Annotated in this window: 13 protein-coding genes; 9 read left to right on the top strand and 4 right to left on the bottom strand. The window is 69.7% G+C overall.

What is annotated here, in order from left to right:
- The first annotated feature begins 2 nt into the window (after positions 1–2).
- The 7 genes from AAC134_RS18225 (at position 3) to AAC134_RS18255 (ending at position 7,612) form a co-directional block, all read left to right on the top strand.
- On the top strand, positions 3–1,346 hold the full coding sequence (locus AAC134_RS18225) for an acyl-CoA dehydrogenase family protein (RefSeq protein WP_339950554.1): 1,344 nt from the start codon (positions 3–5) through the stop codon (positions 1,344–1,346).
- 163 nt (positions 1,347–1,509) lie between these two features.
- A complete protein-coding gene (locus AAC134_RS18230; protein ID WP_339950555.1) occupies positions 1,510–2,670 on the top strand; it encodes a C4-dicarboxylate TRAP transporter substrate-binding protein in 1,161 nt (386 codons plus the stop codon).
- A 70-nt stretch (positions 2,671–2,740) separates the two neighbouring features.
- Positions 2,741–3,190, top strand: a complete 450-nt coding sequence (locus AAC134_RS18235; RefSeq protein WP_339950556.1) for a hypothetical protein — start codon at positions 2,741–2,743, stop codon at positions 3,188–3,190.
- A 94-nt stretch (positions 3,191–3,284) separates the two neighbouring features.
- Complete coding sequence (locus AAC134_RS18240; protein WP_339950557.1) at positions 3,285–4,436, top strand: C4-dicarboxylate TRAP transporter substrate-binding protein; 1,152 nt, start codon at positions 3,285–3,287, stop codon at positions 4,434–4,436.
- A gap of 104 nt (positions 4,437–4,540) precedes the next feature.
- Positions 4,541–5,701, top strand: a complete 1,161-nt coding sequence (locus AAC134_RS18245) for a C4-dicarboxylate TRAP transporter substrate-binding protein (RefSeq protein ID WP_339950558.1) — start codon at positions 4,541–4,543, stop codon at positions 5,699–5,701.
- A gap of 77 nt (positions 5,702–5,778) precedes the next feature.
- A complete protein-coding gene (locus tag AAC134_RS18250) occupies positions 5,779–6,309 on the top strand; it encodes a TRAP transporter small permease (RefSeq protein WP_339950559.1) in 531 nt (176 codons plus the stop codon).
- Positions 6,302–7,612, top strand: a complete 1,311-nt coding sequence (locus AAC134_RS18255; RefSeq protein ID WP_339950560.1) for a TRAP transporter large permease — start codon at positions 6,302–6,304, stop codon at positions 7,610–7,612. The genes AAC134_RS18250 and AAC134_RS18255 overlap by 8 nt, the downstream gene beginning before the upstream one ends.
- Positions 7,613–7,710: 98 nt before the next feature.
- On the opposite strand, the gene AAC134_RS18260 is transcribed toward AAC134_RS18255, so the two are convergent.
- Positions 7,711–8,643 carry a ring-cleaving dioxygenase gene (locus AAC134_RS18260; RefSeq protein ID WP_339950561.1) on the bottom strand — a complete coding sequence of 311 codons (933 nt, stop codon included), beginning with the start codon at positions 8,641–8,643 and terminating at the stop codon, positions 7,711–7,713.
- Between the two features lie 165 nt (positions 8,644–8,808).
- On the opposite strand from AAC134_RS18260, the gene AAC134_RS18265 reads away from it, so the two are divergent.
- Both AAC134_RS18265 and AAC134_RS18270 read left to right on the top strand, forming a co-directional pair.
- Positions 8,809–9,714, top strand: coding sequence for a LysR family transcriptional regulator (locus tag AAC134_RS18265; RefSeq protein WP_339950562.1), 906 nt, complete (start codon positions 8,809–8,811; stop codon positions 9,712–9,714).
- 107 nt (positions 9,715–9,821) lie between these two features.
- Positions 9,822–10,604 (top strand): SDR family NAD(P)-dependent oxidoreductase, encoded by a 783-nt coding sequence (locus tag AAC134_RS18270; RefSeq protein ID WP_339950563.1) that lies wholly within the window; start codon positions 9,822–9,824, stop codon positions 10,602–10,604.
- Between the two features lie 87 nt (positions 10,605–10,691).
- On the opposite strand, the gene AAC134_RS18275 is transcribed toward AAC134_RS18270, so the two are convergent.
- From AAC134_RS18275 to AAC134_RS18285, 3 genes are read right to left on the bottom strand one after another with little or no spacing between them, the layout of a single operon-like run.
- Entirely contained in the window at positions 10,692–11,483 is a 792-nt protein-coding gene (locus AAC134_RS18275; protein ID WP_339950564.1) for an ABC transporter permease, read from the bottom strand.
- Positions 11,483–12,400: an ABC transporter permease gene (locus AAC134_RS18280; protein ID WP_339950565.1), complete on the bottom strand. Its 918-nt coding sequence runs from the start codon at positions 12,398–12,400 to the stop codon at positions 11,483–11,485. Before AAC134_RS18280 ends, AAC134_RS18275 begins: the two co-directional genes overlap by 1 nt.
- Positions 12,401–12,404: 4 nt before the next feature.
- Positions 12,405–13,448: an ABC transporter ATP-binding protein gene (locus AAC134_RS18285; RefSeq protein WP_339950566.1), complete on the bottom strand. Its 1,044-nt coding sequence runs from the start codon at positions 13,446–13,448 to the stop codon at positions 12,405–12,407.
- Positions 13,449–13,567 lie beyond the last annotated feature (119 nt).

Genomic DNA, 13,567 nt, shown 5'->3' on the forward strand with positions numbered 1-13,567 from the left:
TCATGGATTTCTCGGTACCCCAGGAGCTGCAGGACTATATTGCGCGCCTCGACGCGTTCATCGACGAGAAGATCAAGCCGCTGCAGGCGCAGGACGATAACGAGCGCTACTTCGACCACCGTCGCGAATACGCCCGCACCGACTTCGAGAACGGCGGCCTGCCGCGTCCCGAGTGGGAAGCGCTGATGCGCAAGGCGAAGAAACTGGCCGACGAGGCCGGCTTCTACCGCTTCTGCCTGCCCAAGGAGTTCGGCGGCGACGAGGGCTCGAACCTCTCGATGGCGGTGATCCGCGAGCATCTGGCCTCCAAGGGCCTGGGCCTGTTCAACGACCTGCAGACCGAGCATTCGGTGGTGGGCAACTTCCCCACCATCATCATGCTGCGCGACTTCGGCACGCCCGAGCAGAAGGAAAAGTTCATCAACGGCGTGCTCGAGGGCGACCTGAAGCTCGCCTTCGGCCTGACCGAGGCGGGCCACGGCTCGGACGCCACCCACATGGAGACGCGCGCCGTCCCCGAGGTGCGCAACGGCAAGCCCGGCTACCGGATCGACGGCGAGAAGCAGTGGATCACGGGCATGCACGAGGCGAGCCACGTGATCCTGTTCACCCGGCGCGAAGGCCAGCCGGGCGATCCCAAGGGGCTGACCGCGTTCCTGGTCGACACCTCGCTCGAGGGCATCCGGAACGAGGAGTTCCTGTGGACCTTCAACATGCCCACCGACCACCCGCGCCTGTCGATCACCGACCTGTGGGTGCCCGAGGAGGCGATGTTCGGCCCGCCTGAGAACGGCCTCGCGCTGGCCCAGGCCTTCGTGCACGAGAACCGGATCCGCCAGGCGGCCTCGTCGCTGGGTGCGGCCTGCTACTGCATCGAGGAATCGATCCGCTACGCCCGCCACCGCAAGCCCTTCGGCCAGGAGCTGGCGCGCAACCAGGGGATCCAGTTCCCGCTGGTGGAGCTGGCAACCCAGGCCGAGATGCTGCGCCAGCTGATCCGCAAGACCGCGTGGGAAATGGACCAGATGCCCCATCCGGAGGTCGAGAAGACCATGTCGGACAAGGTATCGATGTGCAACTACTACGCCAACCGCCTGTGCTGCGAGGCCGCCGACCGCGCCATGCAGGTCCACGGCGGCATCGGCTACAGCCGCCACAAGCCGTTCGAGCACATCTATCGCCACCACCGCCGCTACCGGATCACCGAGGGCTCCGAGGAGATCCAGATGCGCAAGGTGGCCGCCTACCTCTTCGGCTACATCGGCCCGCGCAAGGGGCGGATCCCCGAGCCGACGCCGCGCAGCCAGGCGGCGTATATCGAGACCAAGGCCCACGCGGCCGAGTGAGCGCCTCCGCCGGCCCTGCTCCGCAGGGAGAGCGGCGGCGGAGGAGAAACGGCCCGCGGCCAGCGCGCGAGATCGCGCCGGCCGCGGGAGGGGGACCCGTGACAGGGTCTGGGGAGACCGGGCGGCGGCGCCGCCCGGGACGACGTCGACAGGGAGAACCATGATGACCCGACGCACCACCAAGCTTGCCGGCTTCGCCGGCGCAGCCGCCACGCTGCTGGCCACCACCGCGCTTCCGACCACGGCCTCGGCCGAGGAGCTGCGCTTTGCCATCGGCTGGCCGCCGAACACCAACGCCTCCAACAGCTTCAACACCTTCGGCGAGGTTCTGTCCGCCGAGACCGGCGGCGAGATGACCGCCAAGGTCTACCCGCTGTCGCTGCTCAACTTCCTCGAGTCGACGAGCGGCGTGCGCGACGGCATCGCGGACCTGACCACGATCCTGCTGCCCTACTTCCTGTCCGACTTCCCGGTCTCGAACTTCGGCACCGAGCTCGCCGCGCTGACCGACCTGGTGGTCGAGGACGGCGACCGCGTGGGCATCGTCTACGCCGGCGCCTACATGGAATGGGCGATGCTGAACTGCCCCGAGTGCATGGGCGAGTTCTCCAAGAACAACTCGGTGTTCCTGGGCGGCGGCTCCTCGACCCGCTACCACCTGATCTGCAACAAGGAGGTCAACACCCTCGAGCAGCTTCAGGGCGCGCGCATCCGTGCGGGCGGCGCCTGGTGGGCGCGCTGGGCCTCGGCGATGGGCGCGACCCCGGTGTCGATGTCGATCAACGAGACCTTCGAGGGCCTGAGCCAGGGCGTCCTGGACTGCTCGGCCTCCTCCAACCCCGAGCTGTTCAACTTCGGCTTCATCGACGTGGCCGAGTTCGTGACCACCGGCGCGCCGGGCTCGCAGTTCCCCTCGGCGACCGCCGTGCTGAACAAGGACGTCTGGCTCGAGGCCTCCGACGAGGAGAAGACCGCCCTGCTGAAGGCGGGCGCCGCGCTCGGCGCCGCGATCACCTACGTCTACATCGAGGAGTCGCAGAACGGCGTCGCCGAGGCCGAGAAGCGGGGCATCCCCGTCAAGCAGGCCGGCCCCGAGCTGATGAAGAAGAGCCGCGCCCACACCGAGGCCGACGCCTCGACCGCGGTGGCCAACTACACCGAGAAGTTCGGTCTTCAGGAGGGCGAGGCCAAGGTCGCCAAGATGAAGGAACTGATCGAGAAGTGGGACGGCCTGACCAAGGACATCGCCGGGGAGGAGGCGCTCGCCGAGCTCTACTTCACCGAGATCCAGTCGAAGCTGGACCTGTCCAGCTACGGCCAGTGATCGGATGATCGAGCGCCCCGTCCGACGCAAGAAGCGGGCGGGGCGCATTCACCCGCGGGAGGAAACCAGAATGAAGGCCGCCAGAAGGTCTGCAGCGATCGGCGAGATCGCGTTCGCCGTCACGGCGTCCGCGGCCGCGCAAGCTTCCCCCGTCGAGCTGCGCTATGCGTCCGGCTCGGGGCCCAACACCATCGGCGCCTTTGCAACCGACATTTTTCAGAAGAACGTTGAAGACTATTCCGACGGCGCCGTCACTTCGAAGACCTGCGCGCTGTCGCTGCCGAACCTGCTCGAGATGACCGGGGGCGTGCGCGAAGGGATCGCCGATCTCGGCGTGATCGCCCAGTCCTATCGGGAGCGGTTCGGCATCGAGGACGCGAGCGCGCGCCTCGACCGCCTGCGCGAGCTGATGGGAGAGTGGACGCCCCGCATGGAGGGCGTCAGCGACGGCGAAGGGCTGAGCGTGGCGCTCTGGGAGCATGTGCACTCCCGGGTCGACGTGATGGCCTACCGCGGGTGACCGCACGCGAGCGATCCCGGGGGGCGCCGTCCCCCGGGCCAGCCAAACCGCGTCCAAAGGCCGAAGAGCCGGGCGCAGACGGGAGGAGAATAGAATGAACGCAAGCATCCGCGCCGCCGCACTGGGGGCCGTCGCGCTGACCGCCCTGGGCGCCGCCTCGTCGGCTTCGGCCACCGAGCTGCGCTATGCCGTGGGCTCGCCGCCCAACTCGCTGGGCGACAAGGCCGCGACCCGCTTCGCGGAGAAGCTGAGCGAGTATTCCGGCGGCGACCTCACCGCCAAGGTCTACCCGCTGTCGCTGCTCAACCTGATGGAGTCGAACGCCGGCATCCGCGACGGCATCGCCGACATCGCCACCGTCCTGTGGCCCTACTTCCTGAGCGAGTATCCCGAGGTCAACTTCTCCGCCGAGCTCGCCGCCCTGGCCGAGCTGGTGGACGGCGACCGCCAGCAGGTGACGCTCGCCTACCTCGGCGCGATGATCGAATACGTGACCCTGCACTGCCCCGAGTGCCAGGAAGAGGCCAAGGCCCAGAACCAGGTGTTCCTCGGCGGCCTCGGCACCTCGGCCTACGTGCTCCAGTGCAACAAGCCCGTCTCGACGGTCGAGGACATGGAGGGGCTGCGCGTGCGTTCGGGCGGGGCCTGGTGGGCGCGCTGGCTGACCGGCATGGGCGCGACTCCGGTGTCGCTGTCGATCAACGAGACGTTCGAGGGGCTCAACCAGGGCATCATCGACTGCACCGCCTCGAACCCCGCCGACATGACCCAGTTCGGCTTCATCGACGTGATCTCGGACGTGACCACCGGGGTGCCCGGCTCGATCTTCGCCTTCGCCATGGGCCAGATCAACGCCGACACCTGGAAGTCGCTCTCGGAGGAAGAGCGCAAGTGGGTGCTGCACGCGGGCACCGACCTCTCGGGGCAGGGGATCATGGACTATTTCCATGACGGCGCCGCCAACCTCGACGAGAAGGCGCCCGCCCGCGGAATCGAGATCCATGCCGCCTCCGACGAGCTGATCGCCAAGAGCCGCGGCTGGATCGAGCAGGACTTCGAGGGCCTCGCCGCCTCCTACGAGGAGCGGTTCGGCGTCGAGAACACGACCGAGAAGCGCGAGACGCTGCGCGGTCTGATGAACGAGTGGCTGCCGCGGATGGAGGGCGTGGACGATCGCGACGCGCTCGCGGAGCTGCTCTGGGAGAACGTCATGTCCAAGGTCGACGTCTCGACCTACGGCATGTGAGCGACCGGACCGGGCGGCGCGCGCGTCGCCCGGTCCCCATGAGACCGCCTGACCGGCCGCCAGAGAATCCGCGCAGGCGTTTGCCACAACAGGGAACCCCACCGATGTTTCATTGCAAACCGGCCGCCAGCGTCGCGGCCCTCGTGATTTCCGCATCTCTGTCGGGACTGGCGAGCGCCCCGGCGTTCGCCGCGGAGAACCTGCGCTTCGCCATCGGCTGGCCGCCGGGCTCCTCTGCCGAGGAGTCGACCCAGCACTTCGCCGACGTGGCCGAAGAGGAATCCGGCGGCGAGCTGGCCGTGAAGGTCTATGCGCTGTCGCTGCTGAACTTCCTCGAGTCCACCTCGGGCGTTCGCGACGGCGTGGCCGACCTGACCACGGTCCTGACCCCCTACTTCATCACCGAGTTTCCGGAGATGAACTACGCCACCGAACTCGCCTCGCTGGCCGAGCTCGAGGACGGCGACCCGGCGCGCAACGTGATGGCCTACAACGGCGCGCTGATGGAATACATCTTCTTCAAGTGCCCCGACTGCCAGGCCGAGCTCGAGGCGCAGAACCACGTCTATCTGACCGGCTCCGGCTCGCAGTCGTATTTCCTGCAGTGCACCAAGCCGGTGTCCTCGGTCGCCGACCTCGAGGGCCTGCGGGTCCGCGCCGGCGGCGCCTTCTGGGCGCGCTGGGCCTCGGCGATGGGGGCGACCGCCGTCTCGATGTCGATCAACGAGACCTTCGAGGGGCTGAGCCAGGGCGTGGTCGACTGCGTCGCGGCCTCGGCGCCCGAGCTGACCAACTTCGGCTTCATCGACGTCGTCACCGACATGACCCCGGGCGTGCCCGGCGGCTCGTTCGTCTCGGGCGTGGCGCAGATGAACCGCGAGCGCTGGGCGGAGATGAGCGAGGCCAACAAGATCGCCCTGCTCAAGGCTTCGGCCTCGCTGTCGGCGCGCGGCGTCTACAGCTACTACGAGGTCGGCAACGCCAACATGGAGATGGCCAGGGAGAAGGGCGTGGCGATCCACGAGCCCTCGGCCGAGCTGGTCGAGAAGACCAAGGCCTGGATCAAGTCCGACGCCGAGGCGCTGGGCGCGAGCTATGCCGAGCGCTTCGGCCTGGAAGACGCCGACGCCAAGCTCGCCACCCTTCGCGAGCTGATGGGCAAATGGTCCGAGCTGACCGCCGGCGTCGAGAGCGAGGACCAGCTGCGCCAGATCTACTGGGATCAGCTGCACTCCAGGATCGACGTGGCGACGTACGGCCAGTGAGCAATCGGGGTCGCGGGCCGGAGGAGCGGTCCGGCGCGCGGCCCCTGTCATGCAATTCTCTTACGGCGGGGTAGCCGATGAAGTGGATCGAATGGATCCTGACCAAGCTGGTGGCGTTCGCGGGGCTGGTCGGCCTCGCGTGCGTCGTGCTGATGATGGTTCACATCGTGTGCGACGTTCTGGGACGCTACCTGTTCAACATGCCGGTGGAAGGCACCATCACCATCGTGTCGAACTACTACATGGTGATCCTGGCCTTCGGATCGCTGGCGGTGTCCGAGGCGCGCGACGCGAACATCTCGGTTGAGATCGTGTCGGACCTTCTGCCCAGGAACGTGCAGCCCTCGCTGACGGGGCTGGCCAGCCTCATCGCGGTGGGGGCGTTCTCGCTTCTGGCCGTGCGCGGCTGGATCGAGGCGAGCGACAAGTTCTCCTCGGGCGCGGCGCTCCAGCAGGGGATCGTGACGATCCCGATCTGGCCGTCGTATTTCGCGGTGCCGCTGGGCTGCGGGCTGATGGCGCTCGCCTCGGCCTGGAAGCTGGTGTGCCTGATCGCGGGCCGTCCCTTCGCCATTTCCAAGCCCGATCCGGAGGCCTTCAATGAGTGACGTCGAAATCGGCCTGGCCGGGCTCGGGATCCTGTTCTTCCTGATCGCGCTGCGGGTGCCAATCGGGTTCGCGCTGATCTCGGTCAGCTTTGCGGGCCTGTGGTACCTGATGAGCTGGCGCGTCGCCTGGGGCGCGCTGGCGGTGATGCCCTACCAGTTCGCCGCCAACTGGGTGCTCAGTTCGGTGCCCATGTTCCTGATGCTCGGGTTCATCTGCTACCATACGAACCTGACAAAGGGCATGTTCCACGCCGCCAAGGTGTGGACGGCGGCACTCCCCGGCGGCCTCGCGATCGCGGCGATCTTCGGGTCGGCGGGCTTCGCGGCGGTCTCGGGCTCCTCGATCGCCTGTTCGGCCGCGATGGGGCGCATCGCCGTGCCGGAGATGATGAAGCAGAAGTACGACGCCGAGCTCGCCACGGGCACGGTGGCCGTCGCGGGCACGATCGGCGCGCTGATCCCGCCCTCGATCATCATGATCCTCTACGGCGTGATCTCGCAGCAGCCGATTTCCGACCTGTTCCTGGGCGGCATCTCGGCGGGCATCATCTCGGGCATCGGCTACATCCTGGTCGTGCTGATCCGGGTGAAGATCAACCCGAGCCTCGCGCCCGCCTACACCGGCGGCGAGCCGATGTCGGAGAAGCTGCGCGCCCTGCGGGGCACCTGGCCGATCCTGCTGGTGATGCTGGGCATCTTCGGCGGCCTGTTCGGGGGCGTGTTCACGCCCACCGAGGCCGGCGCCATCGGCGCGTTCCTCGCGCTGCTGGTCGCGGCCACCCAGCGTCAGCTCACCTGGGAGCGGTTCCGCAAGGCCGGCGAGGAGACGGTGACCGCCACCGCGGCGCTGATCGTCATCGCCATCGGCGCGACCCTGCTGACCCGGTTCCTGACGCTGTCGGGGGCGGGCGACTACATCTCGGAGTCGGTGCTCTCGATCGGCGCCTCGCCGACGATGCTGCTGCTGGGGATCGTGCTGATCTACCTGATGATGGGCATGTTCCTCGAGCCGCTGGGCGCGATGCTGCTGACCCTGCCGATCGTGCTTCCGATCGTGGGCGACGCGGGGTGGAGCCTGGTGTGGTTCGGCGTCGTGCTGACCAAGCTGCTCGAGATCGGCATGATCACGCCGCCCATCGGCATGAACGTGTTCGTCATCAAGGGCGTGGTCGGGAACCTGGTGACCACGACGCAGATCTTCCGCGGCGTGTTCTGGTTCCTGGTCATGGATCTTCTGGTGCTGGCCCTGCTGGTCGTGTTCCCGGACGTGATCCTGTTCCTGCCAGAGATCGCGGGGAACTAGGCCCGCCCGCCGACAGGCCCGAGACCAGACCGCCCGCCCCGGGAGACCGGGGCGGGCGGTTCGCATTTGGTCCGGGGCGGGCGTTCGAGGCCCCTCGATCACCCGAGCCCGGGCAGGACCTTCTCGATCTCGGCGCGGTGCTTCTCATACTGCGGCGGCAGCTTCAGCGCCTTGCCCAGCGCGTCCCGGGCCTCGTCGATGGCAAAGCCGGGGGAGTCGGTGGCGATCTCGAACAGCACCCCGCCCGGCTCGCGAAAATAGACCGAGCGGAAATAGTTCCGGTCCCGCTGCTCGGTGGTCTGCAGGCCGTGGCTCTGGCGCAGCTTGTCGGCCATCGCGGCCTGGGCCGCGTCGTCGCTGGCGCGGAAGGCGATGTGGTGGACCGAGCCGCGCCCGGCGCGCGCGGGCATCGCGCCGGGCGCCTCGACCAGCTCGACCACCGTGCCATAGGGGGCGCCCGTCGCCTCCATCCGGATCACGGAACCGTCGCGTCCGGTCTCCTGAAAGCCGAACACGTCGCCCAGGATCGCCGCGGTCGGCCCGGTCGCGCGCAGCAGCAGCCGCACGCCGCGCATGCCGCGAAGGGCGCGTTCGGCGGGGATCTCGTCGGTGGTCCAGGCGGGCTCGTCCCCCGCGGCGGGCGTCTCGACCAGCGCCAGGCGCATCCCGTCGGGGTCGCGGAAGGGCAGGGCGGTCTCGCCAAAGCGGGTCTCGGGGGCGGAAACGTCGAGCCCCTCGGCCTCGAGCCGGTCGGCCCACCAGGCGAGGGCGCCGGCGGGAACGCGGAACAGCGTCTCCTGCGTCTCGCCCGCGCCGAGGCGGCCGCGGGCCGCATGCTCCCAGGGGAAGAAGGTCAGGATCGAGCCGGGGGCGCCGGCCTCGTCGCCGTAATAGAAGTGGTAGGCCGAGGGATCGTCGAAGTTCACGGTTTTCTTGACCAGCCGAAGCCCCAGGACGCGGGTGTAGACGTCCAGGTTGCGCCGGGCGTCGCCGGCGATGGCGGTCACGTGGTGCAGGGGGTGCGCGGTCATGGTCGGGCTCCGTTTCGGGAGAGGCCCTCGCCTCCGGGTGACGCGAAGATAGGCGGGGACGCTTCGGCGGTGAAGCGTCGTGGCATTGCATCCGTGCAATCCTGCTTGGCGAATCCGCATTGGGCATGTTCATCTGTGCGCACTGGAACCCGGAGGCCGCGCCCCATGTCCGACCTGCTCGGCGCCCTGTCGTGGGAGGATTTCCGCCTGGTCGGCGCGGTGGCCGAGACCGGCTCCCTCCCTGCCGCCGCCCGCAGGCTGGAGCTGAGCCACTCCACCGTCTTCCGCCGCCTCGCGAGGATCGAGGCGGCGGTGGGCTTCCCCCTGTTCGAGCGCGGCCGCGAGGGCTATGCGCCGACCCCCGCGGGCGAGGAGATGGTCGCCGCCGCCGGCGCCATGGCCGAGGACGCCGCCGGATTCGCCTCGCGCATCGAGAAACGCGCGGTCGCGCCCGCGGGCGACCTGCGCATCGCCACCTCCGACGCGCTGCTGCAGGCGCTGCTAACCCCGATCCTGGCCGAGTTTCGCCTCGCCTACCCGGAGATCCGGCTGGAGGTGGCGCTCGGCAACCCCTCGCTGAACCTCTCGCGTCGGGACGCGGACGTGGCGGTGCGCGCCACCGACCGCCCGCCCGAGACGCTGGTTGGGCGGCGCGTGGCGGGCCTGGGCTGGGCGCTCTACGCCTCGGTCGAGGCGCCGCTGGCCGCGGGGGCGGGGCCCTGGGTGGGCCCCTCCGACGAGCTGGCCGCGCTGCCCGCCGCGGCGCTGACCCGGGCGCGGGCGCCGGGGGGCGAGGCGGCCTGGCGGGTGAATTCGGTCGTGGCGATGGCCGAGGCGATCGGACAGGGCGGCGGCGTCGGCTTCCTGCCCTGCTTTGTGGGCGACGGGCGGCTCGACCTGCGCCGGCTGGGCGCGCCCGAGCCCGAGCTCGCCACCGGCCTGTGGCTGCTGACCCATCCCGACCTGCGCCGCGCCCCGCGGGTGCGCGCCTTTCTCGACTTCGCCGCCGCCCGCCTGAGCGCGATGCGCGCCTTCCTGGCCGGCGAGCGGGTGCAGGGCCCCATCGGCTGAGCCGCCCGCGGGCGCCGGCGGGCCTTGCCTCCGGCCCCCGCATCCGCTGCAAAGGGGGGCGAGGAACCGCCGGGCGCACCTCGGCGGACGCATGGGAGGAGAGCGGGATGAAGGTCGCGGGCAAGGTCGTGGTGGTGACGGGCGCGGGCGGGGGCATCGGCGAGGGCATGGCCCGCCGCTTTGCCGCCGAGGGCGCGGGCAAGGTGGTGGTCTCGGACCTCGACCCCGCGCGGACCGAGCGGGTGGCCGCCGAGATCGGGGGCCTGGGCTTCGCCTGCGACGTCTCCGACCCCGCCCGGCTCGAGGCGCTGGTCGAGTTCGCCGAGGCGCAGGCGGGGCCGGTGGACCTGTGGTGCTCGAACGCGGGCGTAGGCTGGGCCGACCCCGTGCTGGGGCAGGTCGGCAGCTCTCCCGATGCGGCCTGGCAGAAGGGCTGGGAGATCAACGTCATGGCCCATGTGCGCGCCGCGCGCCTGCTGGCCCCGAAGATGGCGGCGCGGGGCGGGGGCTGGTTCGTGCACACGGTCTCGGCCGCGGGGCTGCTGAGCCAGATCGACGGCGCCGTCTACGCCACCACCAAGCACGCCGCCATCGGCTTTGCCGAGGCGCTGGCGATCACCCATCGCGACGACGGCATCCGGGTGTCGGTGCTCTGCCCGCAGGGCGTGGACACCGAGATGCTGCGCGGGCTCGAGGGCGGCGCGCAGGGCGTCGACGGGGTGCTGAGCCCCGCGGACGTGGCCCAGAGCGTGATCGAGGGGCTGGAGGCCGAGAGCTTCCTGATCCTGCCCCACGCGCAGGTGCGCGACTACATGGCCAACAAGGCCTCGAACTACGACCGCTGGCTGGCGGGGATGGCCAAGCTGCGCCGGAAGATCAACGGCGGCTGATCTCGCCGCAGGCGGCCTTCGCCGCGGCGCAAGCAAAAGGGGGCGGCGCCCGGCGCGCCGCCCCCGTTCCCGGCCAGTCTCGCGGCCTCAGGCCCTGCGCGACAGCCGCGCCTGGATCGCCATGCCGATGGCCAGCACCAGCCCGCCGGCCACCACGCTCAGGAACCCCAGCGCCGGGACCATCGGCGTGTAGCCTCCGATCATCTTGCCGTAGAGCCATTCGGGCGCGGTCACGTCGGCGCCGGAAGTGAAATAGCTCAGCGGGAAGTTGCCCCAGCTCAGCAGCACCGCGAACAGCAGCCCCGAGAACACGCCCGGCCACAGCAGCGGGAAGGTCACGTCCTTGAACACCATCCAGCGGGTGGCCCCGAGGTCGCGGGCGGCTTCTTCGACCGAGGCGTCGTAACCGTAGGCCTGGATCGCAATCACCATGGTCACGATGGGCGCGATCCACACCAGATGCGCGAAGACCGAGGCGTGCCAGGTCATGTCGAGCCCCAGCGTGTTGAACCACAGCTGCAACGCCAGCCCCAGCACCGACTGCGGAAAGAAGATCGGGGCCAGCACGATCTGCTGATACCAGCCCTTGCCCGTCCAGTCGTGGCGCGCATAGGCCAGCGCCCCGAACACCGCCAGCACCGTGGCGATCACGCCCACCGCCGCGGCCAGCGCCACCGAGGTCCACAGCGCGTCGCGGATCTGGAGGGAGGAGAAGCTCTCCTCATACCACTTCAGCGAATACTTGCGGATCGGGAAGATGAAGAACCGGCTCTCGGACAGGGAGGCCAGCCCCACCGCGACCAGCGGCAGGTAGAGGATCGTCACCACGATCCACAGCCAGGCCGAACGCAGGCGGTCGGGAAGGGAGCGCCGCGCCATCACTTCCTCCCCAGCATGGAATCGAGGTCCAGCCGGCGCAGCCCGACGAAGGCCGCGGCGCCCGCCAGCACGATCACCAGCACCGACAGCGCCGAGCCGCGGGGCCAGTTCTGGCCGAAGGTGAAGGCGCTCTCGATATCCTCCGACACGGTGACGATGACGCCCTTGCCGAGGAACTTGGACTCGGAGAACGCGCCGAGGCTGATCACGAACACCAGCAGCGCCCCGATCACCAGGCCGGGGGCGGCGAGCGGCAGCTCGATGTCGCGGAACTGCTGCCAGCGGCTGGCGCCGAGGTCCTGGGCGGCCTCGACGGCTGCGGGCGGCACGTTCGAGAGCCCCAGCATCATCGGGAACAGCATGAAGGGCAGGTAGATGTAGGCCATCCCGAACACCACCGCCGGCACGTTGGCCGTCAGCGACCCGGTCGAGAGCCCCACGGTCGAGCGCAGCGCCCCGTCGAGCAGCCCCGCCCGGTCGAGGAACAGCGACCAGCCCTGCAGGCGGATGTTCTCGGCCACGAACAGCGGCGCCACGATCAGCACCGTCAGCAGCAACGCCTTCGAGGGCGAGACCCGCTTGATCGACACCGCCAGCGGCCAGCACACCGCCATCAGGATCACGGTGGTCAGCAGCGCCAGCCAGATCGACCACAGGAACGAGATGTGGAAGTTCTGCGCGACGATGTCGACGTAGTTCTCGAAGGTGGGCGCGCCGGTCAGGCTGAAGGTGCCCCGCGGCATGAAGCTGTAGACCGCCACGATCAGGAGCGGCGCGAGAAACCCCAGCCCCAGCAGCAGCAGCATCGGCAGCGCGCACAGTAGCCCCGTCGAGGGCCGCCAGGGCGCGCGCGGCTCGGCGGCCGGCGCGGCGGAGGCGGCGGAGGGCGGCGGCATGGTCTCGGAGAGGTCGGTCATGCCCTCACTCCGCAAACAGCAGGCTGTCTTCGGGCGAGAAGGTCAGCGCCACCTCGCGCCCGGCGGGCGAATGGCCGCCCATCCCCTCGACCAGCAAAGTGGTGGCGCCCGCGCGCACCTGGTACTGGACGCGGGAGCCCAGCAGGTATTCGTTGTAGAGCTCGCCCCGGATCGGCTCGGGGGCGGCGGCGTCGAAACGCAGATGCTCGGGGCGCACGATCAGGGCGCCGGACTTGAAGCCGGCCGGCGCGTCGGGGGGCGGGTCGAAGGCCATGTTCAGCGGCGCGCACCACAGGCGGCCGTCCTGCGCGGTCACCGGGAAGGCGTTCACCTCGCCGAAGAATTCCGACACGAAGCGGGTGCGGGGCCGGTCGTAGACCTCGCGGGGCGAGCCGACCTGGGCCATGCGCCCGTCGCGCATCACGCCGATGCGGTCGGACATCACCATCGCCTCCTCAAGGCTGTGGGTGATGTAGATGAAGGTCTTGCCCGTCTCGCGCTGGATGTCCTTGAGCTCCTTCTCCAGCGTCTTGCGAAGCCGGTAGTCGAGCGCCGAGAGCGGCTCGTCGAAGAACAGGACCTCGGGGTCGTAGGCGAGCGCGCGGGCCAGCGCCACGCGCTGCTTCTCGCCGCCCGAGCACTGGGTCACCGCCCGGTCGTAGTAGGAGGCGGGCAGGTGGGCGAGCGCCAGGCACTCGGTCGCCCGCTCGCGGCGGTCTTTCTTGCCCATGCCGCGGCACTTGAGGGAATAGGCCACGTTCTCGCCCACGGTCATGTGGGGGAACAGCGCCAGCGACTGGAACACCATGCAGAACGGGCGCTTGTTGGCGGGCATCTCGTTGATGCGGGCGCCGCGCAGCAGGATCTCGCCGCGGGTAGGGGCGTCCATGCCCACCAGCATCCGGATCAGCGTGGTCTTGCCCGAGCCCGAGGGCCCGACGATGGTGAAGAACTCGCCCTCGGCGATCGAGAGGGTCACGCGCTCGACCGCGGCGAAGTCGCCGAAGATCTTGTCGACGTTTCGGAGCTCCAGGATGGGCTGCGGCATGCGCCGGTCTCCCGTCTCGTGAGGGGCGCCCCGCGCGAGGTTCGGCGCGCGGACGGGCGCGGACAAGGGGGGGCGGGGGCCGGAGTTGACAGCTGTCAACTCCGGCCCCCGCCCCCCCT

Origin of the sequence: uncultured Albimonas sp., from assembly GCF_963977235.1 — a bacterium.
In the GTDB taxonomy this organism is placed as follows: Bacteria; Pseudomonadota; Alphaproteobacteria; order Rhodobacterales; family Rhodobacteraceae; genus Albimonas.